This window comes from Actinosynnema sp. NPDC059797, assembly GCF_042732085.1.
Lineage (GTDB): Bacteria > Actinomycetota > Actinomycetes > Mycobacteriales > Pseudonocardiaceae > Actinosynnema.
In genome coordinates this window covers 1-23,122 of sequence record NZ_JBHWIE010000108.1, presented here as the reverse complement: position 1 = coordinate 23,122, position 23,122 = coordinate 1, and the positions used below count along the sequence as shown (strand labels likewise).

The window sequence follows — 23,122 nt, the reverse complement described above, 5'->3', positions numbered from 1 at the left end:
TTTTTATTTAGGTCTTGTGGGCTGGTATATTTTTATAAGTGCACCCCCCCCGACGGCGCGGCGGCCACCCGGCGCCCGGGCCGTCGGCTTACCCCCAGGGAACCCCGCACACCCCCTGCGGCCTGGCTCCCTTGCCTCCGCCACAACCCCCGAACCACGCCCCGACGCTCCCGCCCCGACCCCGTCGCCGCCCGGTTCGCGCAGGTAGAGGGAGTTGTCCACAGGTACCCGCCGGACGCTCGCGGCGCGGTTGGATCAAGGCCAGACTGGAACTCGGTGGTGGAGCTGCCCGGCTCCACGTGAGGTGCGTGATCAACGTCGGCATTGGATCAACCCCGGAGCGGAGGGCGACCCGGCATGAAGGGGTGACGCCCGTCTGCATGAGCGCGGCCCCGACCCGAGCCGGGGCTGGTGGTCGGCTCGGCGCGGTCCAGCCCGCGCGAGGGCATGGCTGGGCGAGGGCATGGCTGGGCGGCAGCCCGTGCGGGTGCGGCCCAGCCGGGTGGGTGCCCAGCCGAATGGAGGTGCTGCCGGGCAGGGTGCGAGGTGCTGCCGGCAGGGTGCGTGTGGTGTTGCCGGGCAGGGCGCTGGTGCCGCCGGGCGGGGTGCTCTGCCCGGTGGGGTGTGAGTGTTGCCGTGCGCGGTGCTGTGCCTGGCGTGAGGGTGCCCGGCAGGGTGTTGTCCGGTGTGAGGGCGGCGTGGGGCGGCTCAGTCCAGGGTGAAGGGGTCGTACTTGATCCGGTCGAGCGGGGTGCCGGCCACCAGCATCCGGGACACCGTGGCCCGGATCATGGACGGCGAGCCGCAGACCAGCACGTCGCGGTCCTCCCACGCCCCGTAGCGGGTGACGACGTCGGCTAGCGTGCCCTGCTCGACGCCGCGGGCGCCCGGGTCCGACTCCAGCACCGGCACGACGGTCAGCCAGGGGTTCGTCATCGCGAACCGCTGGAGGTTGTCCAGGTCGTACAGGTCCTCGCGGGTCCGGCCGCCCATGAACAGGTGGACGCGGGGGTTCTCGCCCCACCGCGCCATCTCGTCGATGATCGCGTGCATCGGCGCCACGCCGGTGCCGCCGGCGACCATGAGCACGTCGCGCCCGGCCTTGCGGTCCACGCTGAGCCGGCCCATCGGGGGGCCGATGCGCCAGACGTCGCCCGCCTGGGTGTGGCCGACGATCGACCGGCTCACCCAGCCGCCCTCGACCGAGCGGATGTGGAACTCGATGATGCCGTCCTCGCGGGGCGCGTTGGCGGGCGAGTAGTACCGCCACAGGCGCGCCCGCTGGGGCGTCTCGACGCTCACGTACTGGCCCGCGCGGTACCCGACCGGGTGATCCGGCTGCAACCGGATGACGGCCAGGTCCCAGCTCACCCGTTGGTGTTCCAGCACGGTCGCGTGCCAGTACGCCGGGCCGTCGTCGGCCGCGGCGGCCTCCTGCATGGAGCGGGCCATGATCGTGTACGCCTCGGCCCACGCCAGCTCGACCTGCGGCGTCCACGCGGGGCCCGCGTACTTCTTGATCGCCGCCAGCAGCGCGGTGCCGACCGACTCGTAGTGCACGTTGACCACGCCGAACTTGCGGTGGTCGCGCCCGAGCTGCCGCAGGAACGGGATCAGGTCGTCCGGGCGGTCCACCATCTGCACGACGTGCACGAGGGCGCGCAGCAACCGGCTGCGCTGCACCTCCATGTTCGCCGGGAACATCTCGCGCGTGGCAGGCGCCAGGCTGAACAGCATGCCGTAGAAGAACTTCGCGACTTCGTCGGAGCGCGGCTCCACCACCGCGAAGCTCTCCCGGATCATCCGCACCATAGCGGTGACGCCAGGAGGAGGTTCTCGGTGTGGAGGGCTCGGGAGGGGGCTCAACACAGCGTTCGCAGTCATGGTCCGGGCGCAGTCTCCACGTTTCTGGCGGCGCCAGCAAGGCGCTACGTCCTTGTCAAGCTTCCATCCCCGACGAAGGGACATTAACCCGTCAACTGCCTGGTTGACTCCTTGATGCCACCTTTGAGTGCTATGCGGTTACAGGCGGTAGCGGGTCGCTCCGGCCAACGGGTGGATACTCCCCTATACATATACCGAAATCGAGGCTTGTGTCCCACCCCCATGCGTACCAGTGCTCTACCTGCTCGTTCGGCCTCATCCTGTCCCGGTGGGGCGGGTGGAGGGGCGCAGCGGCAGGGCACGGCGGCAGGGTGGAGCGGCGGGAGTGCGGCGGCGGGCGGGGCGGCAAGGTGCAGCGGCGGCAAGGTGCAGCGGTGGGGACGGCGGCTGGATGCAGCGAGCGGGGGACGGCGGCTGGGTGCGGCGGCTGGGAGTGCGGCGACTGGGGTGCGGTGGGAGCAGAAAGTGCTTCGGCGCGTGCGGACCTGGCCGAGGTGTGGGGGCAGGTCCTGGCCGCACGGCGTGAGGGCCAGGGTGCGGCGAGGTCGTGATCCGGTCGCGGCGGGTGCGGCAAGGTAGCGGTCGGGTGCGGCGCGGTCACGGCGGGGTGCGGTGGGGGTGTGACGCGGGTCGCGTGGGACAGTGTCGGGGGCGCCGATTTGCCCGTGCGCCGGTGCGGGCGCACGCTGGTCTCGCGAGCGGTGGTCGAGGAGCCCGCGACACGGTGACGACTGGAGCCGCACTGGTGCGGACAGCCGCAGTGGCCTGTGGATGCGCACCAGCGGATTGTGGACAACTGCCCACCTGCTGTGGACAACTCGTTACGTCGTGTGGGTGACCGGCGCCGAAGTGCCGGTCAGGACCGGGACGAGGTGCGCCGGGGCGTGAGGCCGTGCCCCGCCAGGTCGCACCACGCCACGTCCGGGAGGCGCGGCGGTGCCGGACAGCACCCGGTGTGCCGTCCGGCAACCGGCAGGACCGCGTCAGGCCTGCGCCGCCCGTTCCGCCGCACTCCGCTCCACGCAGAACTCGTTCCCCTCCGGGTCGGCCAGCACGACCCACCCGGTCCCGTCCGGCCGCCGCTGGTCGTCGACCAGCTTCGCGCCCACCCCCAGCAGCCGCTCGACCTCGGCGTCACGGGTGGTGTCGGGGCGGAGGTCCAGGTGCACCCGGTTCTTCACCACCTTCTCGTCGGGCCCCTGCACGAACAGCAGTCCCGGTCCGGACGGCATCGCGATGAGCACCTCCGGGTCGCCGGGCAGGTCCTCGTCGGTGAGCGTGCGGCCGGTGACCTGGCTCCAGAACGTGGCCAGTTCGTAGGCGTCCCGGCAGTCGAACGTGATGTGCTGGACGAGAGAAGTCATGCGCGGATCCTTGCGGTTCCCCGTTCGGGTGGCACCGGATTTTCACTCGTCCCGGTATCACGTGGCCCACGCCACGCCTCTCGCGTAGGTTGAGCGGAACAGGCTCAACTTTTCTGACGTTGACCAGGGTGACGGCCGGTGCCGCGCACCGGTCCACGCACGTTCGCCGACCGAGGTGAGGAATGGACGCTTTCAACCCGACCACGAAGACGCAGCAGGCCGTGTCGGCCGCCGTGCAGGCGGCGACCATCGCGGGCAACCCGGACGTCACCTCCGTGCACCTCCTCGGCGCCCTCCTGGCCCAGGGCGACGGCCTGGCCTCACCGCTCCTGAGCGCCGTCGGCGCGGACCCGAAGCAGGTCCACAAGGAACTGGACCAGCTGTCCCGCTCGCTCCCCGCGGCGACCGGCTCGTCCGTGTCCGCGCCCCAGTTCGCCCGGGACGCCGTCCGCGTGCTCGGCCGCGCCCAGGAACTCGCCACCGAGATGGGCGACGAGTACGTGTCCACCGAGCACCTGCTGGTCGGCCTGGCCCAGCACGGCGGCCAGGTGGCCGACCTGCTCAAGCGGCACGGCGCCACCTCGGAGGCCCTCAAGGACGCGTTCGGCAAGGTCCGCGGCTCGGCGCGGGTCACCAGCCCGGACCCCGAGGGCACCTACCAGGCCCTGGAGAAGTACGGCGTCGACCTGACCGAACGCGCCCGCAAGGGCGTGCTGGACCCGGTCATCGGCCGCGACACCGAGATCCGGCGCGTCGTCCAGGTGCTGTCCCGCCGCACCAAGAACAACCCCGTGCTGATCGGCGAGCCCGGCGTCGGCAAGACCGCGATCGTCGAGGGCCTGGCCCAGCGCGTCGTCGCCGGCGACGTGCCCGAGTCGCTCAAGGGCAAGCGCGTGGTCGCGCTCGACCTGGGCGCCATGGTCGCGGGCGCCAAGTACCGCGGCGAGTTCGAGGAGCGCCTGAAGGCCGTCCTCAAGGAGATCACCGACTCCGCCGGCCAGGTCATCACGTTCATCGACGAACTCCACACGATCGTGGGAGCCGGCGCGGGTGGCGACTCCGCCATGGACGCCGGCAACATGATCAAACCGATGCTGGCGCGCGGCGAGCTGCGCATGGTCGGCGCGACCACCCTCGACGAGTACCGCGAGCGGATCGAGAAGGACCCCGCCCTGGAGCGCCGCTTCCAGCAGGTCTTCGTGGGCGAGCCGTCCGTCGAGGACACCATCGGCATCCTGCGCGGCCTCAAGGACCGCTACGAGGTGCACCACGGCGTGCGCATCACCGACGCCGCCCTGGTCGCCGCCGCGACCCTGTCCGACCGCTACATCACCGCCCGCTTCCTGCCGGACAAGGCGATCGACCTGGTCGACGAGTCCGCGTCCCGGCTGCGCATGGAGATCGACTCGCGCCCCGTCGAGATCGACGTGGTCGAGCGCGCCGTGCGTCGGCTGGAGATCGAGGAGATGGCGCTGGCCAAGGAGTCGGACCCGGCCTCGCTGGAACGGCTGGCCGCGCTGCGCGCCGAGCTGGCCGAGAAGCGCGAGGAGCTGTCCGCGCTGACCGCCCGCTGGCAGAACGAGAAGAACGCCATCGAGAAGGTCCGCGACCTCAAGGAGCAGCTGGAGCAGCTGCGCGGCGAGTCGGAGCGGGCCGAGCGCGACGGCGACCTGGGCCGTGCCGCCGAACTCCGCTACGGCCGCATCCCGGCGCTGGAGAAGGAGCTGGAGGAGGCCAGCCGCACCACGCAGGACGCCGCGGTGATGCTGAAGGAGGAGGTCGGCCCGGACGACGTGGCCGACGTGGTCTCCGCCTGGACCGGCATCCCGGCGGGCCGCCTGCTGGAGGGCGAGACGGCGAAGCTGCTGCGCATGGAGGACGAGCTGGCCAAGCGCGTGGTCGGCCAGTCCGAGGCCGTGCGCGTGGTGTCGGACGCGGTCCGGCGCACCCGCGCGGGCGTGGCCGACCCCGACCGCCCCACCGGCTCGTTCCTGTTCCTCGGCCCGACCGGCGTCGGCAAGACCGAGCTGGCCAAGGCGCTGGCGGAGTTCCTGTTCGACGACGAGCGGGCGATGATCCGCATCGACATGAGCGAGTACTCCGAGAAGCACTCGGTGGCCCGCCTCGTCGGCGCGCCCCCCGGCTACGTCGGCTACGACCAGGGCGGCCAGCTCACCGAGTCGGTCCGCCGCCGCCCGTACAGCGTGGTGCTGCTGGACGAGGTCGAGAAGGCCCACCCGGACGTGTTCGACGTGCTGCTGCAGGTCCTCGACGACGGCAGGCTCACCGACGGCCAGGGCCGCACGGTGGACTTCCGCAACACCATCCTGGTGCTGACCTCGAACCTCGGCTCGCAGGTCATCGCGGACGCCTCGCTGGACGACCGGCAGCGCCGGGACGCGATCATGACCGTGGTCCGCGGCCACTTCAAGCCGGAGTTCCTCAACCGGCTCGACGACGTGGTGGTGTTCCACGCCCTGGCCACCGAGGAGCTGACCTCCATCGTGGACATCCAGGTCGACCGCCTCGGGCAGCGCCTGGCCCAGCGGCGGCTCGCCCTGGACGTCACGCCGGCCGCCCGCGACTGGCTCGCGCTCAACGGCTTCGACCCGGTGTACGGGGCGCGGCCGCTGCGCAGGCTGGTGCAGTCGGCCATCGGGGACCAGCTGGCGAAGGAGCTGCTGGCCGGCGAGGTCCGCGACGGCGACACGGTGAAGGTCGACGTGCTCGACGACCAGTCCGGGCTGATCGTCGGCCGGGGCTGAGGGCGCCGGTCGGTGGGCGCCGGTCGGTGGGCGCCGGTCGGTGGGCGGCACCGGTCGTGGACCGGTGCCTGCCCGCGGGCGGGAGTTCACGGGCCGGCTGTTCACGGGCTGGCCGCTCGTGAACCGGCTTTTCGTGGGCTGATTGCTCGCGGCTGACCGCTCGTGGGCAGGGTGACTGGGAGCCGACCACCCGTGAGCTGGGCGTTCCCGCGCCCGGCCGCTCGCTGCGCAGGGGTCCTCGCCAAGGGGACCCCTGCTTTTATTGTGCCGGCGGGGTACGACAAAAATCGCCGGTCGGGGGTCGAGACCGCCGCCGTGCGGTCCGGTGCTCGTCACCCGTCCGGTTCGGCGCTCAGCCGGACGGCCGCGCCCCGACGGGACCCGGGATCACCGATCGTGTCGATCTAGACCCCGCGACCTGGTACTTCGGGTAACGGCTTGATCCGAACGCGGGAACCGCGCCGCCGGTGATCTTCGATTGTTCCCCGGCGCCCGCTACTCTCGCACCGTGGGTATCCCGGCGTGGGTCTGGTTCACCGTCGCCGCTGTCGCGGGCGTCGCGGGGTTCGCCCTGCTCGCCACCGATCGGGCGCAACGAACCGCGCGTAACCGCGAACGCCGCCGCTGGGCGGCGCTGCGCGGGTGGCAGTTCGAGGAGACGGACCACGTGTTGCCCACGCGCTGGGAGAGCGGCGCCATCGCCTACTACGGCGCGGGCGTGGCCAAGGACGTGGTGGCGGGCTCGACGTTCACCGCGGACGGCCGCCGGCAGGTCTACGTGCTCGACCACGAGACCGGGGGCAAGGTGAACTCGGTGCTGGTGGGCGTGCGCTGCCGGCGCGCGCTGCCGGTGGTCGTGGAGCTGTGGCTGCCCAGCGTGCCGTTCCAGCGCGACCAGATGCCCGACCTGCTCGGCCCGGTCGGCTCGCGGTACGCGTTCGTCAGCGAGCTGCCCGCCGCGCGCAAGCTCATCACCCCCGACCTGGTGGACGCCGCCGAGGAGATCGGCGCGGACGTCACCGTGGTGTGGCTGGAGAACGACTGGGTGCTGGCCGCCGCGCCACCCGGCTCCACACCCGCCCGCCTGGAACGGCTGCTGCGCGACCTGGGCGAGCTGGCCGACGTCGTCGACCCGTTCGACGCGGACGACGACTCCGACACCGGTGGCGAGGTCCACCGGCCGCAGTTCGGGCGCAAGCAGTGACCCCGCCGGTCGCCCTCGTCACGGGCGCGTCGTCGGGCATCGGGGCCGCGTTCGCCCGCCGGCTCGCCGCCGAGGGCCACGACCTGGTGCTGGTCGCCCGCGCGGTGGACCGGCTGGAGGAGACGGCGGCCAAGCTGCGCAACGCGCACGGCATCACCGCCGAGGTGCTGCCCGCCGACCTGTCCACCGAGGCGGGGCGGGCGACCGTCGCGGACTTCCTCGCCGCGCGCGAGGTGGACCTGCTGGTCAACAACGCGGGCTTCGCGCTGTCGAGCGAGTTCGTCACGGCGGACCCGGCGGCGCTGGAGTCCCAGCTGGACGTGAACGTGACCAGCGTGCTGCGGCTGACCCGCGCGGCGCTGCCCGGCATGATCGCGCGCGGTCGCGGCGCGGTGGTGAACGTGGCCAGCGTCGCGGGTTTCCTGCCCGGCCGGGGCACCACCTACAGCGCCGACAAGGCGTGGGTGATCTCGTTCTCCGAGGGCATGTCCATGGCCACCGCGGGCACGGGCGTGCGGGTGATGGTGCTGTGCCCGGGGTTCGTGCGCACCGAGTTCCACCAGCGCGCCGGCATCGACATGTCGAAGACGCCCGAGGTGCTGTACCTGGACGCGGACCACGTGGTGCACGACGCCCTGGCCGACCTGCGGGCGGGCAAGCAGCTGTCCATCCCGGGCAACCAGTACAAGGCCATCACGCTGCTCGCCCGGCTCGCGCCGCGGGCCCTGGTCCGCCGGATCGCCTCGCGCGTCGCGGGCGGCCGGGGACGCACCTAGGTCCGCGGGAACCCGACGCCCGTCCCGCCCGTCCGAGTCCACCAGTTGGCTCGAAGAGGGGACCGTCGATGGGCGAAGAGTTCAGGGTGGAGCCGTCGGAGCTCCGCGGCTACGCCGGGTTGCTGACCCGCAACGCGCAGCACTTCCAGGTGATCAGGGAGCACGCCGTCGCCAAGGGTGGCGACACCTCCGGGTTCACCGGGCTGCTGTCGCTGCTCCAGCCGGTCGTCACCGGTGTCGCGAACCTGTACGGCGAGACCCTGGACTTCGCCAACCAGATGATGACCAAGGAAGCCGAGGGCCTGACCGCGGCGGCCGACACCTACCAGCGCGGCGAGGAGCTGGTGATGAGCCGCATCGACCGGGTGCTCGCGCAGCTGGCCGACGTCGCCGAGGCGCCCACCGTCGGTGGGGGTGGCCGGTGACCGCGTACGCCGACGTCGAGGACCCCCGGGTCGCGCTGGGCGCCGCCGCCGAGGACCGGCCCGGCCGGCAGAGCACCCGGGAGCTGATCGAGAAGGCCGGCTGGAAGATCCAGGGCGTCAACTGGATCTACGAGAAGGTCACCGGCGAGAACCTGGTCGAGGCGCTGATCAACCCGCTGCTCGGCGACTTCGAGAAGATCGACGAGAACGCCAACGCGTGGGACCGCGTGGCCAAGGCGCTGGACTCGGTGCGGCACAACGTGGACGCGGGCGTCGCGCAGCTCTCGCCGCACTGGGACGGCGACGCGGCGCAGGCGTTCGAGCTGCGCATGAGCACCATGTGGGTCGTCGCGATCGAAGCGGACTCGCAGGTCGCGCGGATCATCGGCAACCAGTTCCGGTCCACCGCCTCCACCTGCCGCACGGCGTGCGGGCTCGCGCTGACGCTGCTGGACATGCTCGTCGGCAAGCTCATGGAAGCCGCGATGACCGCGTGGATCCCGGTCGTCGGCTGGGGGCGCGCGGTGTGGATGGTCTACGACGCCATCCAGATCGTCGACGCCATCCGGAAGATCATCATCTCCATCCAGACGCTCATCGAGGGCGTCCAGGGCATGGTCGACGGCATCGTCGCCATGGGCACCGCGCTGACCAAGCTGAAGGACGTGCGCGACGTCAACGACCTCCTCGACGTGCTGGACGCCTACCAGGACGGCCGGGAGAAGTACGACAACGGCGTGGCGGCCGCGAAGTCCGGCGGCATCGGCATCGCGATGGGCGGCTACGGGCTCGGCAAGGCCGGCTACTCGGCGCACGGCCGCTACCAGGCGCCGCCACCGACCGCGCCGACCGCGCCGGCACCGGCGCCGGCCGGCTCCGGTGGGGGTGAGCAGTGACGTTCCCGTACGACAGAGCGCGGTTGGACGCGCTGGTCGCCGACGTGGAGGCGCGGCTGGCGAACGTGGAGCGGACCGCGCGGGCGGCGAGCCAGGTGCGGATGCGGTCACCGGGGCTCGGCGACGCGGACCTGGCGGAGATCTCGCGCTACGCGAACTCGTCGGGCGCGCCGCGTGAGCTGAAGGAGCTGGCGCGGCGCGTCGACGCGGGCGAGCTGTCCTGGCGGGACGTCGCTTCGGGGCGGGCCGTGGACGACGAGGGCGTGCAGCGGGCGTTGCGGGCGGGCGTGCCGGACCTCCAGCGCGCCTACACGGCCCTCCGGGAGGGCGACGACCCGGAGGACGTGGTGGCGTCGGGGCGGCCGCGCGTGGTCGGCGACGACGAGGACGGGCCGGGCGAGTTCACCGAGGACGCCTGGTAGTCGGTGCCGGTCGGTGGGCGGGCCCGGCTGGTTCAGGCTGGGCGGTCCGGCTGGGCGGTTCCGGCCACGGCCGGTCGGCTGGTTGACCCGCGGTCGGTTGTCCACAGGGGACGCTCGGCGCGGCGGGTTTCGTCGGTGGTGCGTGGAAGGATCGAATGCAGGGGTCCCCCTGGGCGGGGGACCTCTGTTCGGCGAGTGCGGTGCGTGGTGGGGCCGCTCCGGCCGGTTCGGCTCAGGTCGGGATCCCGGATCGGGATCTGGAGCCGGGACCCCGAGCCGGGACCTCTGGCTGGGATCTGGAGCCGGGATCTCGGATCGGGGACTCGGATCGGGATCTCGGGCTGAAGTCTCGGGCAGGGACCTCGGACCGGGACCTCGGACCGGGACCTCAGACCGGGGTCGGGAAGTCGAAGCCGCCGCTGCCCGTGTGGTTGGTGCCGGCGCCCCGCACCACGTCGTAGGCGACGGCGGTGGCGATGGCCAGGGAGCGCAGCGGCTCGGGGGTGCCCGGGTGCAGGCGGAGCACGTCCCGGCGCACCCGCTTCCCGTCGCGCTTGGTGATCGCGCCGGCGGTGAAGTTCGCGACCTCGTGGAACAGCGCCAGCCGTTGGCCGGACGGGTCGAGCAGGGCGTACGCGCCCCGGCCCTCCAGGCGCACCGCGCCGACCGGGGAGCCGTCGGGGCGGGTGACGTTCGTCGGCGGTCGCCAGCGGCCCTTGTCGATCAGCAGCACGGGCCGGCCCCGGTGGGTCAGGGACAGGGCGAACGCCGTGCGGCCGGAGAAGCCGGTGAGGCGCAGCAGCCTCCGGAGGGGGCCCAGCAGCCCGCGGTCGGTGACCGCGCCCAGCGGTTCGCCGTCCTCGGCGTGGACCCGGACCTCGTACCGGGAGCCGAACAGGTGGCGGGCCGGGCCCCAGGGCTGCTCGACGACCAGGGTGTGGATGCCGGGAAGGGTCACGGCGCGCAGCCTACGGCGGGGTCGTGGTGTGTCGGGGCGCAACGGTGTATGACAGTCTTGGCACCCGTGCGAACCGATGTGGTGCTGGACCCCGACGCCAAGGCCGAGTTGGCGCGGTTGGTGAGCGAGTTGGCCGTGGTGCACGGCAAGGTCACGCTGTCCTCGGGCGCCGAGGCCGACTACTACGTCGACCTGCGCCGGGCGACGCTCCACCACGCGGCCGCGCCGCTGATCGGCCGGCTGCTGCGGCAGCTCACCGCGGACTGGGACTTCGCGGCGGCCGGCGGGCTCACGCTCGGCGCCGACCCCGTGGCCTGCGCGATGATGCACGCCGCCGCGGCCGGGGGCGAGGTGCTGGACGCCTTCGTGGTGCGCAAGGCGGGCAAGCAGCACGGCATGCAGCGCCAGATCGAGGGCTTCGACGTGGCCGGGCAGCGCGTGCTCGCGGTCGAGGACACCTCCACCACCGGCGGCAGCGTCCTGACCGCCGTGGAGGCGTTGCGCGCCCACGGCGCCACCGTGGTCGGCGTGGCGACCGTCGTGGACCGCGGCACGGGCGCGCGCGAGGCCGTCGAGGCCGCGGGCCTGCCCTACCGCTACCTGCTCGACCTCGCGGACCTGGGCCTCGGCTGACATGGTCTCGCTGGTCCTGCTCCTGGTGATCTTGGCGATCCTCGGTGTCGGGATCGCGGTGGGGTTGTCGCGCCGGAAGCGGAACCCGTTCACGGACCAGGGGTTCGTGAACGAGTGGGAACAGCGGATGCGGGCGCTGGAGGCGTCCCTGGGGTGGCGGTTCGTCGCCGAGGACCAGGGGTTCCAGGAACGCGTGCCGCAGATCGGCCGGATGCTGGAGGCCGACCGCAGCCGGGTGAAGTTCCAGCTCGTCGGGCACTGGCGCGGCGTGCCCGTGCTGGCGGTCGAGGTGGTGCTGCGCACGGACAACGCGGTGACCGCGGGGTACCGGTCCTACTCGGTCGTGGTCGTGCCGCGGCCGATGCCCGGCCCGTGGGTGCTGATCAGCCCGCGCAGCGACACCGCGTGGAGCCTGTTCGAGCAGTTCACGGCCACCGGCGACCCGGTCTTCGACGCCCGCTACGAGGTGCGCCGCAAGAACCCCGCGTTCGCCTCCGCCCTGCTCGGCTCCGGCCTGGCGCACGCGCTGCTGCACGACCCGCGGGCCAACGGCGTGGCCATCGCCTTCGACGAGCACAACCTGGCCGCCGCCGTGCCCGGACCGCTGGTGGGGGCGCCGCTGCCGGTGCTGGCCGACCTGCTGCTGGACGTGGCGGGCAACGTGCCGTGGCAGGCGCTGCCCAGGGGGTGACCCCCGGGTCGACGGACCGTCCGATAACCGGGAATTCGCCAACGCGTGATCGTCTGCGGGCCTACCCTGGTGGGCAGGGAGGTCCCTATGGTGGCGCGCGCGTTAGCCGAATCGGTCATGGTGGTGCACTTCGGGGTCCTGGGATTCCTGGTGGTGGGCGGCTTCCTGGCCTGGCGTTGGCCGAGGGTCGCCTACTTCCACGCGGCCATGGCCGCGTGGGGGCTGCTGGTCGTGCTGTTCCCGATCCCCTGCCCGCTGACCTGGCTGGAGAACACCTTCCGCGAGGCCGCCGGGCAGGAACCCCTGGCGGTCGGCTTCATCGACACCTACATCGACGGCGTCCTCTACCCCGACTCCGCGGCACGCCTGGTGCAGGTGCTGGTCGCGCTCGTCGTGCTCGGCTCGTGGGTCGGCCTCTACCTCAGGCGGCGCGCCGGGCAGCGCACGTCGCCGGGCGCCGGGGCCTACCGCTGAACCGGCCTACCATGGCCCGGTCGTTCGAGACCGGTGGTCGAGGTAGGTCGGGGCAGGTCGGGGGTGCGGTGGTCGGGCAGGTCGGGGCCGGGCGGGCCGGGGCCGGGCAGGTCGGGGCTGGGCAGGTCGAGGCCGGGCAGGTCGGGGGCGGCCGGGCCGGGGGCGGGCAGGTCGTCCTGGAGGGTTTCCACGCGGTCAAGCACGCGCTGAGGTTCGGCGCGCGGATGCGGTCCGTGGTGGTGCTGGACCCGGACCGGGCGCTGGGGCTCGCGCGGTCGCACGCGCCCGACCTGGTGGGCGAGTTCGAGCGGCGCGCCGAGGTCGTCGACGCGGACGAGTTCACCCGGCGGATCGGGCGCTCCCACCCCACGGGGGTCGCGGGGATCGCCGAACGCCCGGCGGACCCGGTGGAGCGGGTGGCCGGCGCACCGCTGGTGCTGCTCGACAACCCGCGCAACCTGGGGAACTTCGGCGCGGTGATCAGGGTCGCCGCCGGGCTGGGCGCCGGGGGCGTGGCGTCCCTGGGCGACGTCGACCCGTGGCACCCGAACGTGCTGCGCGGCAGCGCCGGGCTGCACTTCGCGCTGCCGGTGCGGCGGCTGGGCGGCGTGGACGAGGTGGAGGGGCGGGTCGTCGCCTTCGACGCCGGCGGCGCCGACCTGCGGGACCTGCGCATCCCGGACGACGCCGTGCTGGCCTTCGGGTCCGAGCGCCACGGGCTGTCGGAGGCGGTGCGGGCGCGGGCCGACCTGGTCGTGTCCCTGCCGATGCGGCCGCTGGTGTCCAGCTACAACCTCACCACGAGCGTCGCCATGGCCCTGTACCACTGGGAGCTGTTCCGACGAGCGTCTTGACCGGTTCAGTAGGCACCCTGGGCAGGTGACCGCACCGAAGCTCCTCGCCACGCGCGCCGCTGTCGCGGAACGTGCCGTCGAGTCCAGGCACCTGCGCCGCGTCTGGGGGCTGCCGGGCACCGCGCTCGGCGTGGTCTCGTGGCCCGCCGGCCCGCGCGACCGCCTGCACGTCCGGTTCAACTACTGGTGGCAGGCGCACCTGCTCGACTGCGTGCTCGACGCCCAGCTCCGCTCGCCCCGCGACGCCCGCGTGGCGCTGGTGCGGCGGCTCGTGCGCGGCATCCGCCTGCGCAACCTCGTCGGGTGGACCAACGACTACTACGACGACATCGCGTGGCTGGGCCTGGCGCTGCTGCGCGCCGAGCGCGAGGTCGGGGTCGCCCGGCCCCGCGCCGTCGAGGAGATCGCGCGGCGCCTCCGCGCCGGCTGGACCGACCACGGCGGCGGCGGCATCTGGTGGAAGCGGAACGACGACTTCAAGAACGTGCCCGCGAACGGCCCGGCCGCCATCTTCTTCGCCCGCCTCGGCACGCGGGCCGACCTCGGGCGGGCCCGGTCCATCGTGGACTGGGTCGAGGAGTGCCTGCGCGACCGGGAGACGGGGCTGCTGTGGGACGGGCTGCACGTCCACCCCGACGGCTCGGTGCGGGAGGTCGAGCGGAACCTCTACACCTACTGCCAGGGGGTCGTGCTCGGCGCGTGCGTGGAGTTGGGCGGCGCGTACGGGGACAAGGCCGCGCGGATCGTCGACGCCGTGCACGAGCACCTCGCGGTGGGCGGCGTGCTGCGCGGGCACGGCGGCGGCGACGGCGGGCTGTTCGGCGGGATCCTCACCCGGTACCTCGCGCAGGCGGCGCTGCGACTGGACCGGCCGGAGGCGGCGCGCGCGGCGGACCTGGTGTTCGCCTCCGCCGAGGCGGTGTGGGCGAACCGGGCCGCGGTGGTCAGCGGGCCGCTGTTCGGTCCGGAGTGGAGCGAGCCGGCGTGCCCGCCCGAGGGCGACCGGCCGCCCGGGCACGGGTGGGGTCGGGAGCGGGGACGCGGGTGGGCGCGGTCGGAGCGCGACCTGTCGGTGCAGCTGGGCGGGTGGATGGCCGTCGAGGCCGCGGCGTTGCTGGAGCGCAACGGGCTGACGTCGCAGCGGTGAGGCGGTGGGGTGAGGCGGTGGTGTGGGGTGGCGCGGTGGTGTGGCGCGGTGGGGTGGGGCGCGGCGGTGGCGCCGGGAACTCCTACTCGTGGCAGCCGCACGACCGGCGGTGCCGCAGCGTCGGCGGCAGCCGGATCGTCTCGGGCGCCCGGTCCGGCTCCTCGATGCGCGCCAGCAGCAGCCGCACGGCGGTCCGGCCGATCTCCTCCACCGGCTGCGCCATCGTGGTCAGCGGCGGGTCGACCAGTTCGGCCCACTCCACCTCGTCGTAGGTCACCAGGGCCAGGTCCGAGCCGATCCGCACGCCGTGCGCGCGGGCCGTGCGCAGCACGTCCACCAGCACGTGGTGGTCGCCCACCACGACCCCGCTCACCTGCCCGAGCAGCGGCCCCAGGGACGCCCGCACCAGCGCCTCGTCCCACGCCAGCCCGGCCCGGCCGAGGCCCAGCCGGTAGCCGAGCACCCGCTCGTCGGTGGTGGCGAGGCCGGGCGTGCCGGGCACCAGGCCGATCCGCCGGTGCCCCAGGTCCGCCAGGTGCCGGACCAGGGTGGACGTGGCCTGCACGTTCTCCGGCCCGACCTGGTCGGTGTCCTGCGCCACGGTGAGCCGGTCCACCAGCACCGTCGGCACGCCGAGCCGGCGCAGCTCGGGCAGCGCCGCCGAACCGGACGTGGGCGTCAGCAGCACCCCGTCCACCCGGCGCGACCGCAGCATCCGCACGGCGGCCTGCTCGCTCTCGGCATCACCCTGCGTGTTGATCAGTACCAGCGTGTAGCCGGCGCGGGTCGCCTCGCTCTCGATCGCCGCGATCAGCTCGGCGAAGTACGGGTGGGACACCAGCGACACCGCGAGCCCCAGCGACTTCGTGCCGCCGGTGACCAGCGAGCGCGCGATGGCGTCGCCGGTGTAGCCGGTCTCCTCGATCGCCTTCAGCACCCGGTCCCTGGTGTCCGGCGCGACCGGCCTGGTCTCGTTGATCACGTGTGAGACCGTGGTGATGGAGACGCCGGCAAGACCGGCGACCTCCCGCATGGTGACCATGGAGCCGTCCCCGTCTGAGCTGCGCAAGCGATTGCGTGCCGAACTTTACCTGGTAGGAGGTCGGAACGTGGTTTCCGTGCTGTGTGTCGGGCTGACCACGGTGGACGTCAGCCAGCTGGTGGCCGAATTCCCCCTGCCGGGTCAGAAGGTGCAGTCGCTCGGTGTCCACCTGGCACCGGGCGGCCCGGCGGCGAACGCGGCGCGCGCGGTGGCCGCGCTGGGGCACCGGGCGGTGCTGCTGACCGCGCTGGGCGGTGAGCTGGGCTCGTTCGCCCGGGAACGGCTGCGGCCGGTGGAGGTGCGGTCGGTCGGGGCGGGCGGCCCGGCGCTGAGCATGGTGGTGGTCCGGGAGCGCGACGGCGAGCGGACCGTGGTGTCGCGCAACGCGGCGGGCTTCGACGGGGCGGGCTTCGACGGGGCGGGCTTCGACGGGGCGGGCTCCGACGGGGCGGTGGGCGGAGCCGGGGAGGCCGCTGGGGAGGCCGCTGGGGACACCGCTGTGGATGCCGTCGTGGACGCCGCGGTGGGTGAGGCGGACGTGGTGCTGGTGGACGGTCACCTGGGACGGTTGGCGCTGGCGGCGGCCCGCCTGGCGCGGCGGCGGGGCGTACCCGTGGTGCTGGACGCGGGGAGCTGGAAACCTGTGCTCGACGACCTGCTGCCGCTGGTCGACGTCGCGGCGTGCGCGGAGGGCTTCGAGCTGTCGGAGCGCGAGGTGCACGACCGGGGCGTGCCGCTGGTGATCCGCACGCACGGCCCGCGCCCTGTCACCTGGTCGCGCGGTGGTGCCGCCGGCTCGCAACCGGTACCTGTTGTCGAGGTGCGCGACACCAACGGCGCGGGCGACGTGTGGCACGGCGCGCTGGCGGTGGCGGTCGCCCGGGGCGACGGGACGGCCGACGCCGTCCGCTGGGCCAACGAGGTCGCCGCGGTGCGCGTGCGCAACACCGCGTGGGATTGGGTGGAGGAGCTGGAACGGTGGCGGGACAGGCGGTGAGGTTCGACGAGCTGGTGGACCGGGCGCGGGTGCTCGTGGACACCGGCGAGCGCAAGCTGCTCGGCATCGGCGGCGCGCCGGGCTCCGGCAAGTCGACGCTGGCGCGGCGGCTGGTCGACGCGCTCGGGCAGGACGCCGTGCTGGTCGAGATGGACGGGTTCCACCTCGCCCAGCGCGAGCTGGAGCGCCTGGGCATCGCCGACCGCAAGGGCGCGCCGGACACGTTCGACATCCCCGGCTACGCCGACCTGCTGGCCAGGCTCAAGGCGTGCGGGCCGGACGTGGTGTACGCGCCGGAGTTCCGCCGCGAGCTCGAGGAGCCGGTCGCGTGCGCGGTGCGGGTCGACCCGGGCGTGCCGCTGGTCGTCACCGAGGGCAACTACCTGCTGATGCAGTACGACAAGTGGAAGCGCGTGCGCCTCGTGCTCGACGAGGCGTGGTTCCTGATGATCGACGAGGACCTGCGCGTGTCGCGGCTGATCGAACGGCACGTCCGGTACGGGCGGTCGGTCGAGGACGCGCGGGAACGCGTGCTGCACGGCACCGACCACGTCAACGCGCTCATGGTGAACGCGTCGAAGTCGTCCGCGGACCTGCTGATCACCGACGTGATCTAGGCGCGGCCCGGGTGCGGTCCACCCGGGTGCGGCCTAGCGGGCGGCGATCTCCTCCTCGTCGACCGGCTTCTTCATCTCCTGCCGGTAGCGGTGCAGGCCGAAGGCCGTGCCGCCGATGAAGAACGCGACGCTCGCCACGACCGCGACGGTCTCCAGCCACGGCACCGCGGCCAGCAGGCCCGCGCCGTAGTAGCCGGCGAGCACCAGGGTCGGCACCCACGCGACCGCGCCGATCGCCGTGGCCAGCATGAACCGCTTCGGGTCCATGCGCGCCGCGCCCGCGATCATCGGGGCCAGCGTGCGCACCCACGGTATCCAGCGGGCCAGCACGATGGCCCAGAAGCCGCGCCGGTCGAGGAAGTCGCGGGCCTTGGCCAGGTTCTCCTTGTTGAGCACCTTGCCGCCGCGGCGGGCCAGCAGGCGGGTGCCGGTGTGCCGGCCGATGTAGTACCCGATCTGGTTGCCGACGACGGCCACCACCAGCGCGGCCACCGACAGCAGCCAGGCCGACACCTCGCTGTCGTGCGAGGCGAGCACCACGCCGGCGGCGAACAGCAGCGAGTCGCCGGGCAGGAACAGGCCGAAGATGAAGGCGCACTCCACGAAGATGAAGCTCAGCGTGATGAGCCACACGGCCGTGGGACCTGCGGAATCAAGCGAGCCGAGCGCGATCGCTCCGGACGATGCGGACAACACCACGTGTGCAGGGTACGTGGGCGCGCGGCGTTCTCCAGGCCACTCCGGGACAACGGCTCGTCGAAAGGTTCGAGTCGGGGAGGGGACGGGCGTTGGTCGGAGGGTGCGGCGGGCGCTGGTCGGAGGGTGCGGCGGGCACTGGTCCGGGCGGGGCGCGGGTCGGCGAGGGGTGTGCGTCGGAGTTCCGGTGGGACGCGGCGTGGTCGAACCGGTACGCACTGGAGTCGGCGCGCGGCGGGGGTTAGCGTGGTCGGATGGGGTCGTTGCTGGCCGAGCTCCGCGCCGCCGTCGGCGCCGACGGCGTGCTGACCGATGCCGACGTCACCGCGGCCTACCAGCGGGACATGATGCCGCTCGCCCCGTTCGGGCGACCGCTGGCCGTGGTGCTGCCGACCTCCGCCGAGCAGGTCCAGGCCGTGGTGCGGGCGTGCGGGAGGGCCGGCACGCCGATCGTGCCGCGCGGGGCCGGGAGCGGGCTGTCGGGGGCGGCGAACGCGGTCGAGGGCTGCGTGGTGCTGGCCACGACGAAGATGAACGCCATCCTGGAGGTCGACCCGGACAACCGGCTGGCCGTGGTCGAGCCCGGCGTGGTCAACCTCGACCTGCGCGGCGCGGTGGAGAAGCACGGGCTGTTCTACCCGCCCGACCCGTCCAGCTACGACTGGTGCACCATCGGCGGCAACCTGTCCACCAACGCGGGCGGGCTGTGCTGCGTGAAGTACGGCGTGACCACGGACTCCGTGCTCGGGCTGGACGTGGTCCTCGCCGACGGCGAGCTGCTGCGGACCGGCCGGCGGACCGTCAAGGGCGTGGCGGGGTACGACCTGACCAGGCTGTTCGTGGGCAGCGAGGGCACGCTCGGGGTCATCACCCGGGCGACCCTGGCGCTGCGGCCCCTGCCGCAGGCGCCGTCGACGCTGGTGGCCGCGTTCGGCGGCACGGCGGCGGCCGGCGCGGCGGTCAGCCGGGTGGTCGCCGAGGGCGTCGTGCCGTCACTGATGGAGATCATGGACCGCACGTCCATCCGGGCCGTCGAGCAGTACCTCAAGACGGACCTGGCCGCGGACGGCGCGCTGCTGCTGTGCCAGTCGGACTCGGGCGGCGAGGCGGCCCGGCGGGAGCTGGCGGCGATCGAGCAGGCGTGCGTCGCGGCGGGCGCCGAGCTGGTCTACGCGACCGAGGACCTGGCGGAGGGGCGCGACCTGCTGGCCGCGCGGCGGGCCGTGCTGACCGCGCTGGAGGTCTACGGCGCGTGGCTGACCGACGACGTGTGCGTGCCGCGGACCAGGATCGCCGACCTGATCGCCGGGTGCGAGCGGATCGGCGCGGAGGTGGGGCTGCGGATCGCCGTGGTCGGCCACGCCGGCGACGGCAACATGCACCCGACGGTCGTCTACGACCCGTCGTCGGCGGACGAGTTCGCGCGGGCGCGGCGGGCGTTCGACGAGATCCTGGGCCTGGGGCTCGCGCTCGGCGGGACGGTGACCGGCGAGCACGGGGTCGGGAAGATCAAGCGGGAGTGGCTGGCGCGCGAGATCGGGCCGGTGGGGCTGCGGGTGCACCGGGAGATCAAGAAAGCGCTGGACCCGGGGAACCTGTTCAACCCCGGGTCCATGTTCGAGCTGCTCTGATCGGAGCGGCTCCGAGCCGAGCTGCTCCGGTCCGAGCCGAGCGGCTCCGGTCCGAGCTGCTCCGGTCCGAGCGGCGGGCGTGGTGCCGCTGCTCAGTCCAGGCGCTTCATCCGCTGCGTGACGGCGGTGTCGTCGTCGATCAGGTCGTCCACCCGCTCGATGACCTCGGTGATGTCGTGCGCCTCCTGGGCGAGCAGGGACTTCTTCTCCCGCTTCGCCTTGATGACCTCGATGATGATCGGCACGACCGAGATCAGCACGATCAGGATCAGCATCAGCTCGATGTTCTCCCGCACGAACGGGATCTGACCGAGGAAGTAGCCGAGGACCGTGATGCCCGCGGCCCACGCGATGCCGCCGATGAAGGAGTACGTGAAGTACTTGCGCCGGTCCATGCGCCCCACGCCCGCCATGGCGGTGATGAACGTGCGCACGATGGGCACGAACCGGGCCAGGACGATCGCGCGCGCGCCGTACTTGTCGAAGAACTCCTCCGTCTTGTCGACGTACTCCTTCTTGAAGATCTTCGACTCGGGCTTGCTGAACAGCGCGGGCCCGGCCCGGTAGCCGATCCAGTAGCCGACCACGTTGCCGAGCATCGCGCACGCCGTGAGCAGCACGCACACCAGCCACAGCGGGTAGTCCAGCAGACCGGTGGCCACGAACATGCCCGCGGTGAACAGCAGGGAGTCGCCGGGGAGGAAGAAGCCGACCAGCAGGCCGCACTCGGCGAAGATGATGAAGCACAGGCCGACCAGCATGTATGGCCCGAGTCCTGAGAGCAGGACCTCCGGGTTGAGCCAGTCCGGGCCTAGGGCAATCGTGGAGGTGGGCGCGACCGTCACGGCGCACACGGTACAGGTCCCACCTGAAGGGGGGTTTGCCGCATTTGAGCAGTTCTCACCCGGAGGTCTGGTACGACCGGTTCACCTGAGGGTCATCACGGCCACGACCGTGCCGGAGGCCAGGCCCAGGAGGACGGCGAGGAGCAGGAGCCAGGCAGTACCGGTGGTGCGGGTGGTGCCGGTGGTGCGGGTGGTGGTGCTGCTGCTGGAGTGCGCGTCGCGGGTGCCGGGGGTGAGGTCGGTGGTAGGCCTGCCGGCGGTCGAGTTCCCGGTGGTCGGGCCCGTGGTGGTCGAGTTCGTGGTCGGTCCGACCGGGAGGAGCTTGTGCGCGCCGGAGCTGGTGGCCTGGGCGCGCAGGGCTTCGGCCACCAGCTTCTCGGGGTCGTCGGGCACGGGGTCAGTCTTTCACCCACGCGCCCCGGCTCATCACCTCGCGTGGCCTGAGGTCGGCGTCCAGGACGACGACGTCGGCGCTGAGGCCCGCTTCGAGCCGGCCGGTGCGGTCCTCCAGGCCGAGCAGACGCGCCGGTCGGGTGGCCGTGGCGTGCGCCGCCTCGACGACGGTCAGGCCGCACGACGTGACGGCGTTGCGGAAGGCCGCGTCCATGGTGAGCGTGCTGCCCGCGAGGGAGGCGCCGCCCGCGAGCGTGGGGACGCCGTCCACCACGCGGACCTCCAGGCCGCCCACGTCGTAGACGCCGTCGCCCACGCCGGCGGCGGCGATGGCGTCGGTGACCAGGACGGTGCGGTTCGTGCCGGCGTGCCGCGCGGCCAGGCGGACGGCGGTCGGGTGCAGGTGCACCAGGTCGCAGATCAGCTCGACGGTGACGCGCTCGTCGTCGAGGAGCGCGCCGATCGGGCCCGGTTCGCGGTGGTGCAGCGGCCTCATGCCGTTGAACAGGTGCGTGGCGACGCTCGCGCCCGCCTCGACCGCCGGGCGGATCTGCGCCTCGGTGGCGTCCGTGTGGCCGATCGCCGCCAGGACATCGTTGTCGACGAGGTGGCGGACCGCGTCGACGCCGTGGTCCAGCTCCGGCGCGATGGTGATCATCTTGACCGTGCCGCCGCCGGCGTCGAGCAGGTGGTCGATCGACCGGCGGTCGGGCGGGCAGAGGATGGCGGGGTCGTGCGCGCCGCAGCGGGCGGCGGACAGGAAGGGCCCCTCCAGGTGGATGCCCGCGAGGACGCCGTCGCGGACGAGTTCCGACAGCGCCGAGACCTGGCCGGCCAGCTCCGGGATCGGGCGGGAGACCAGGCTCGCGAGGAGCGTGGTCGTGCCGTGCTTGCGGTGCGCGTTGGCCGCCTTGCTCACCCGGTCGGGATCGGCGCTGGTGAACGCCTCACCACCGCCGCCGTGGCAGTGGATGTCCACGAAGCCCGGCACCACCCAGCCCCCGCCCAGGTCGGTGGTCGGCCCGTCGGGCGGCGCGCCCTCGCCGACGGCCGCGATCAGGCCGTCGCGCACCGCGACCCACCCCTGGTCGAGCACCCCGTCGGGCGTGACGACCCGACCACCGGTCAGGGTCACGTCCACCGGTCCACCCCACGTGCTCATGTCTCCTCCAGCATGTCGATGGCCAGCAGCGCGGCGCCGAGGCACCCGGCCTCGTCGCCCAACGCGGCCGGCCGCAGTTCCGGGCGCCGCTGGAACGTGACCAGCTCGTCCAGGCGTCGGCCGAGCGGGTCGGTCAGCAGCGGGCCCGCCAGTGCCAGGCCGCCGCCCAGCACCACCGCTTCCGGGCCGAGCAGTGCCGCCACCAGCAGGATGCCCCTCGCCAGGGCGTCAACCGCCTCCTGCCAGACGATCTTCGCGTCCGGGTCGCCCGCTCGGAGGCGTTCGGCGACCTCGGCGGCGCCGTTGACCGGGGCTTTCACCCGCTGGGCGTAGCGGCGGGCGATGGCGGCGCTGCTCGCGCGCGCCTCGACGCAACCGGTTTGGCCGCAACCGCACGGGTCGGGGTGCCCCACGTCGACGTGGCCGACCTCGCCGGGGGCGTCGGTGACGCGGCCGTCGATGACCAGGGCGGCGGCGATGCCGGTGCCGATCGGCATGATCACCGCGTTGCGGAGGTCCCTGGCGTTGCCCAGGCGGAGTTCGGCCAGGCCGCCCGCGCGGACGTCGTGGCCGAAGGCGACGCGGGTGTTGGTGGCGGCTTCGAGGTTCTTGGCGAACGGGTAGTCGCGCCAGCCCAGGTTCGCGGAGTAGACGCCCGTGCCGGTCGCCTCGTCGACGATGCCCGGGACGACCAGGCCGATCGCGTCGATCGGGTGCGGGGTGGTGGCGCGCAGGTCTGCCACCAGGGCGGCCACGTCCTCCACCACCGCGTCGCCGGTGGGGCGGGTGGCGTGGCGTCGCTGCCTGACGACGACGGGCGGGGTGGTGCCGGCTTTGGTGCTGCTGGTGTTGGTGCTCGTGTTGGTGCTGGTGTCGGCGGTGGTGATCAAGGCGGTTTTGGTTTCCGTCCCGCCTACGTCCACCGCGATTACGTGTCTGGTGCGCGCCACGAGGTCCGATACTGCGGCATGTGACCACCATTGGTCTATACCAAGTGCCGGATTGGGTTGGTTTGGGTGTCCTGGCGAGACGGTTTGGTCCCAGTGGGTGGTCGGGGCGGGGTTCACGGGCGAAAAGCGGACGCTCGCCGCTGGGCAGGCCTCCGGGGGAGGGGCTGGGGCGCTCGTCCTCTCCCGCATGACCTGCCGGAGGCAACCACCCTTGTCAAGGGGTCCGCGAAAAGCGTGCGGACCCCTTGACAAGCGCGGTAGGGCTGCGCCCAGGCCATACGGGAGAGGACGAGCGC

23 protein-coding genes are annotated in these 23,122 nt (G+C 73.1%); 14 read left to right on the top strand and 9 right to left on the bottom strand.

Translation table 11 applies throughout. The features are described 5' to 3' along the window. Positions 1 to 708 precede the first annotated feature (708 nt). Together ACFV4N_RS23025 and ACFV4N_RS23020 are read right to left on the bottom strand one after the other, a co-directional pair. Positions 709 to 1,812 carry an FAD-binding oxidoreductase gene (locus ACFV4N_RS23025; protein WP_499674633.1) on the bottom strand — a complete coding sequence of 368 codons (1,104 nt, stop codon included), beginning with the start codon at positions 1,810 to 1,812 and terminating at the stop codon, positions 709 to 711. Between the two features lie 1,055 nt (positions 1,813 to 2,867). Then, positions 2,868 to 3,248, bottom strand: coding sequence for a VOC family protein (locus ACFV4N_RS23020; protein ID WP_499674632.1), 381 nt, complete (start codon positions 3,246 to 3,248; stop codon positions 2,868 to 2,870). Positions 3,249 to 3,430: 182 nt separating this feature from the next. On the opposite strand from ACFV4N_RS23020, the gene clpB reads away from it, so the two are divergent. The 6 genes from clpB (at position 3,431) to ACFV4N_RS22990 (ending at position 9,736) form a co-directional block, all read left to right on the top strand. Beyond that, positions 3,431 to 6,013 (top strand): ATP-dependent chaperone ClpB, encoded by a 2,583-nt coding sequence (clpB, locus tag ACFV4N_RS23015; protein ID WP_499674631.1) that lies wholly within the window; start codon positions 3,431 to 3,433, stop codon positions 6,011 to 6,013. 508 nt (positions 6,014 to 6,521) lie between these two features. Beyond that, positions 6,522 to 7,217 carry a TtfA family protein gene (locus ACFV4N_RS23010; protein ID WP_499674630.1) on the top strand — a complete coding sequence of 232 codons (696 nt, stop codon included), beginning with the start codon at positions 6,522 to 6,524 and terminating at the stop codon, positions 7,215 to 7,217. Beyond that, on the top strand, positions 7,214 to 7,993 hold the full coding sequence (locus ACFV4N_RS23005) for an SDR family NAD(P)-dependent oxidoreductase (protein ID WP_499674629.1): 780 nt from the start codon (positions 7,214 to 7,216) through the stop codon (positions 7,991 to 7,993). The genes ACFV4N_RS23010 and ACFV4N_RS23005 overlap by 4 nt, the downstream gene beginning before the upstream one ends. A 68-nt stretch (positions 7,994 to 8,061) precedes the next feature. Further along, positions 8,062 to 8,418, top strand: coding sequence for a hypothetical protein (locus tag ACFV4N_RS23000; protein ID WP_499674628.1), 357 nt, complete (start codon positions 8,062 to 8,064; stop codon positions 8,416 to 8,418). Next, complete coding sequence (locus ACFV4N_RS22995) at positions 8,415 to 9,314, top strand: WXG100 family type VII secretion target (protein ID WP_499674627.1); 900 nt, start codon at positions 8,415 to 8,417, stop codon at positions 9,312 to 9,314. Before ACFV4N_RS23000 ends, ACFV4N_RS22995 begins: the two co-directional genes overlap by 4 nt. After that, on the top strand, positions 9,311 to 9,736 hold the full coding sequence (locus ACFV4N_RS22990) for a hypothetical protein (protein WP_499674626.1): 426 nt from the start codon (positions 9,311 to 9,313) through the stop codon (positions 9,734 to 9,736). Before ACFV4N_RS22995 ends, ACFV4N_RS22990 begins: the two co-directional genes overlap by 4 nt. A 388-nt stretch (positions 9,737 to 10,124) precedes the next feature. Here the strand turns inward: ACFV4N_RS22990 and ACFV4N_RS22985 are convergent, their stop codons facing one another. Beyond that, positions 10,125 to 10,694, bottom strand: a complete 570-nt coding sequence (locus ACFV4N_RS22985) for a hypothetical protein (protein WP_499674625.1) — start codon at positions 10,692 to 10,694, stop codon at positions 10,125 to 10,127. 78 nt (positions 10,695 to 10,772) lie between these two features. Here ACFV4N_RS22985 and pyrE point away from each other — a divergent pair, with 78 nt between their 5' ends. The 5 genes from pyrE to ACFV4N_RS22960 all read left to right on the top strand — a co-directional run bounded on the left by pyrE (position 10,773) and on the right by ACFV4N_RS22960 (position 14,493). Then, positions 10,773 to 11,327: an orotate phosphoribosyltransferase gene (gene pyrE / locus ACFV4N_RS22980; RefSeq protein WP_499674635.1), complete on the top strand. Its 555-nt coding sequence runs from the start codon at positions 10,773 to 10,775 to the stop codon at positions 11,325 to 11,327. A 1-nt stretch (position 11,328) separates the two neighbouring features. Further along, positions 11,329 to 12,018 carry a hypothetical protein gene (locus ACFV4N_RS22975; RefSeq protein ID WP_499674624.1) on the top strand — a complete coding sequence of 230 codons (690 nt, stop codon included), beginning with the start codon at positions 11,329 to 11,331 and terminating at the stop codon, positions 12,016 to 12,018. An 87-nt stretch (positions 12,019 to 12,105) separates the two neighbouring features. Beyond that, the gene (locus ACFV4N_RS22970; RefSeq protein ID WP_499674623.1) at positions 12,106 to 12,492 is read left to right on the top strand and encodes a DUF2784 domain-containing protein; all 387 of its coding nucleotides are present in this window, start codon (positions 12,106 to 12,108) and stop codon (positions 12,490 to 12,492) included. Positions 12,493 to 12,560: 68 nt separating this feature from the next. Beyond that, positions 12,561 to 13,346, top strand: coding sequence for a TrmH family RNA methyltransferase (locus ACFV4N_RS22965; protein ID WP_499674622.1), 786 nt, complete (start codon positions 12,561 to 12,563; stop codon positions 13,344 to 13,346). A gap of 25 nt (positions 13,347 to 13,371) precedes the next feature. Next, positions 13,372 to 14,493, top strand: a complete 1,122-nt coding sequence (locus tag ACFV4N_RS22960) for a glycoside hydrolase family 76 protein (protein ID WP_499674621.1) — start codon at positions 13,372 to 13,374, stop codon at positions 14,491 to 14,493. A gap of 82 nt (positions 14,494 to 14,575) precedes the next feature. Here ACFV4N_RS22960 and ACFV4N_RS22955 read toward each other — a convergent pair whose 3' ends face one another. Then, a complete protein-coding gene (locus ACFV4N_RS22955; RefSeq protein WP_499674620.1) occupies positions 14,576 to 15,535 on the bottom strand; it encodes a LacI family DNA-binding transcriptional regulator in 960 nt (319 codons plus the stop codon). A gap of 67 nt (positions 15,536 to 15,602) precedes the next feature. Here ACFV4N_RS22955 and ACFV4N_RS22950 point away from each other — a divergent pair, with 67 nt between their 5' ends. Together ACFV4N_RS22950 and ACFV4N_RS22945 are read left to right on the top strand one after the other, a co-directional pair. Continuing rightward, on the top strand, positions 15,603 to 16,532 hold the full coding sequence (locus tag ACFV4N_RS22950; protein WP_499674619.1) for a PfkB family carbohydrate kinase: 930 nt from the start codon (positions 15,603 to 15,605) through the stop codon (positions 16,530 to 16,532). Further along, positions 16,514 to 17,149 (top strand): nucleoside/nucleotide kinase family protein, encoded by a 636-nt coding sequence (locus tag ACFV4N_RS22945; RefSeq protein ID WP_499674618.1) that lies wholly within the window; start codon positions 16,514 to 16,516, stop codon positions 17,147 to 17,149. Before ACFV4N_RS22950 ends, ACFV4N_RS22945 begins: the two co-directional genes overlap by 19 nt. Before the next feature lie 33 nt (positions 17,150 to 17,182). Here the strand turns inward: ACFV4N_RS22945 and ACFV4N_RS22940 are convergent, their stop codons facing one another. Continuing rightward, positions 17,183 to 17,848: a DedA family protein gene (locus ACFV4N_RS22940; RefSeq protein WP_499674617.1), complete on the bottom strand. Its 666-nt coding sequence runs from the start codon at positions 17,846 to 17,848 to the stop codon at positions 17,183 to 17,185. Between the two features lie 251 nt (positions 17,849 to 18,099). Here ACFV4N_RS22940 and ACFV4N_RS22935 point away from each other — a divergent pair, with 251 nt between their 5' ends. Continuing rightward, positions 18,100 to 19,476 (top strand): FAD-binding oxidoreductase, encoded by a 1,377-nt coding sequence (locus ACFV4N_RS22935; protein WP_499674616.1) that lies wholly within the window; start codon positions 18,100 to 18,102, stop codon positions 19,474 to 19,476. Between the two features lie 92 nt (positions 19,477 to 19,568). Here the strand turns inward: ACFV4N_RS22935 and ACFV4N_RS22930 are convergent, their stop codons facing one another. From ACFV4N_RS22930 to ACFV4N_RS22915, 4 genes are all read right to left on the bottom strand, one after another. Then, a complete protein-coding gene (locus ACFV4N_RS22930; protein WP_499674615.1) occupies positions 19,569 to 20,330 on the bottom strand; it encodes a DedA family protein in 762 nt (253 codons plus the stop codon). 72 nt (positions 20,331 to 20,402) lie between these two features. Next, positions 20,403 to 20,714: a hypothetical protein gene (locus ACFV4N_RS22925; protein ID WP_499674614.1), complete on the bottom strand. Its 312-nt coding sequence runs from the start codon at positions 20,712 to 20,714 to the stop codon at positions 20,403 to 20,405. Positions 20,715 to 20,718: 4 nt separating this feature from the next. Next, entirely contained in the window at positions 20,719 to 21,876 is a 1,158-nt protein-coding gene (gene nagA / locus ACFV4N_RS22920; RefSeq protein ID WP_499674613.1) for an N-acetylglucosamine-6-phosphate deacetylase, read from the bottom strand. After that, positions 21,873 to 22,799 (bottom strand): ROK family protein, encoded by a 927-nt coding sequence (locus tag ACFV4N_RS22915; RefSeq protein ID WP_499674634.1) that lies wholly within the window; start codon positions 22,797 to 22,799, stop codon positions 21,873 to 21,875. The genes nagA and ACFV4N_RS22915 overlap by 4 nt, the downstream gene beginning before the upstream one ends. Between the last annotated feature and the right edge of the window lie 323 nt (positions 22,800 to 23,122).

Coding starts and splice junctions, on each gene's coding strand:
- ACFV4N_RS22975 (WP_499674624.1), top strand. CDS start 11,329: ATGGTCTCGCTGGTCCTGCTCCTGGTGATCTTGGCGATCCTCGGTGTC.
- ACFV4N_RS22955 (WP_499674620.1), bottom strand. CDS start 15,535: ATGGTCACCATGCGGGAGGTCGCCGGTCTTGCCGGCGTCTCCATCACC.
- clpB (WP_499674631.1), top strand. CDS start 3,431: ATGGACGCTTTCAACCCGACCACGAAGACGCAGCAGGCCGTGTCGGCC.
- ACFV4N_RS23025 (WP_499674633.1), bottom strand. CDS start 1,812: ATGGTGCGGATGATCCGGGAGAGCTTCGCGGTGGTGGAGCCGCGCTCC.
- ACFV4N_RS22970 (WP_499674623.1), top strand. CDS start 12,106: ATGGTGGCGCGCGCGTTAGCCGAATCGGTCATGGTGGTGCACTTCGGG.
- ACFV4N_RS22935 (WP_499674616.1), top strand. CDS start 18,100: ATGGGGTCGTTGCTGGCCGAGCTCCGCGCCGCCGTCGGCGCCGACGGC.
- nagA (WP_499674613.1), bottom strand. CDS start 21,876: ATGAGCACGTGGGGTGGACCGGTGGACGTGACCCTGACCGGTGGTCGG.
- ACFV4N_RS23000 (WP_499674628.1), top strand. CDS start 8,062: ATGGGCGAAGAGTTCAGGGTGGAGCCGTCGGAGCTCCGCGGCTACGCC.
- ACFV4N_RS23020 (WP_499674632.1), bottom strand. CDS start 3,248: ATGACTTCTCTCGTCCAGCACATCACGTTCGACTGCCGGGACGCCTAC.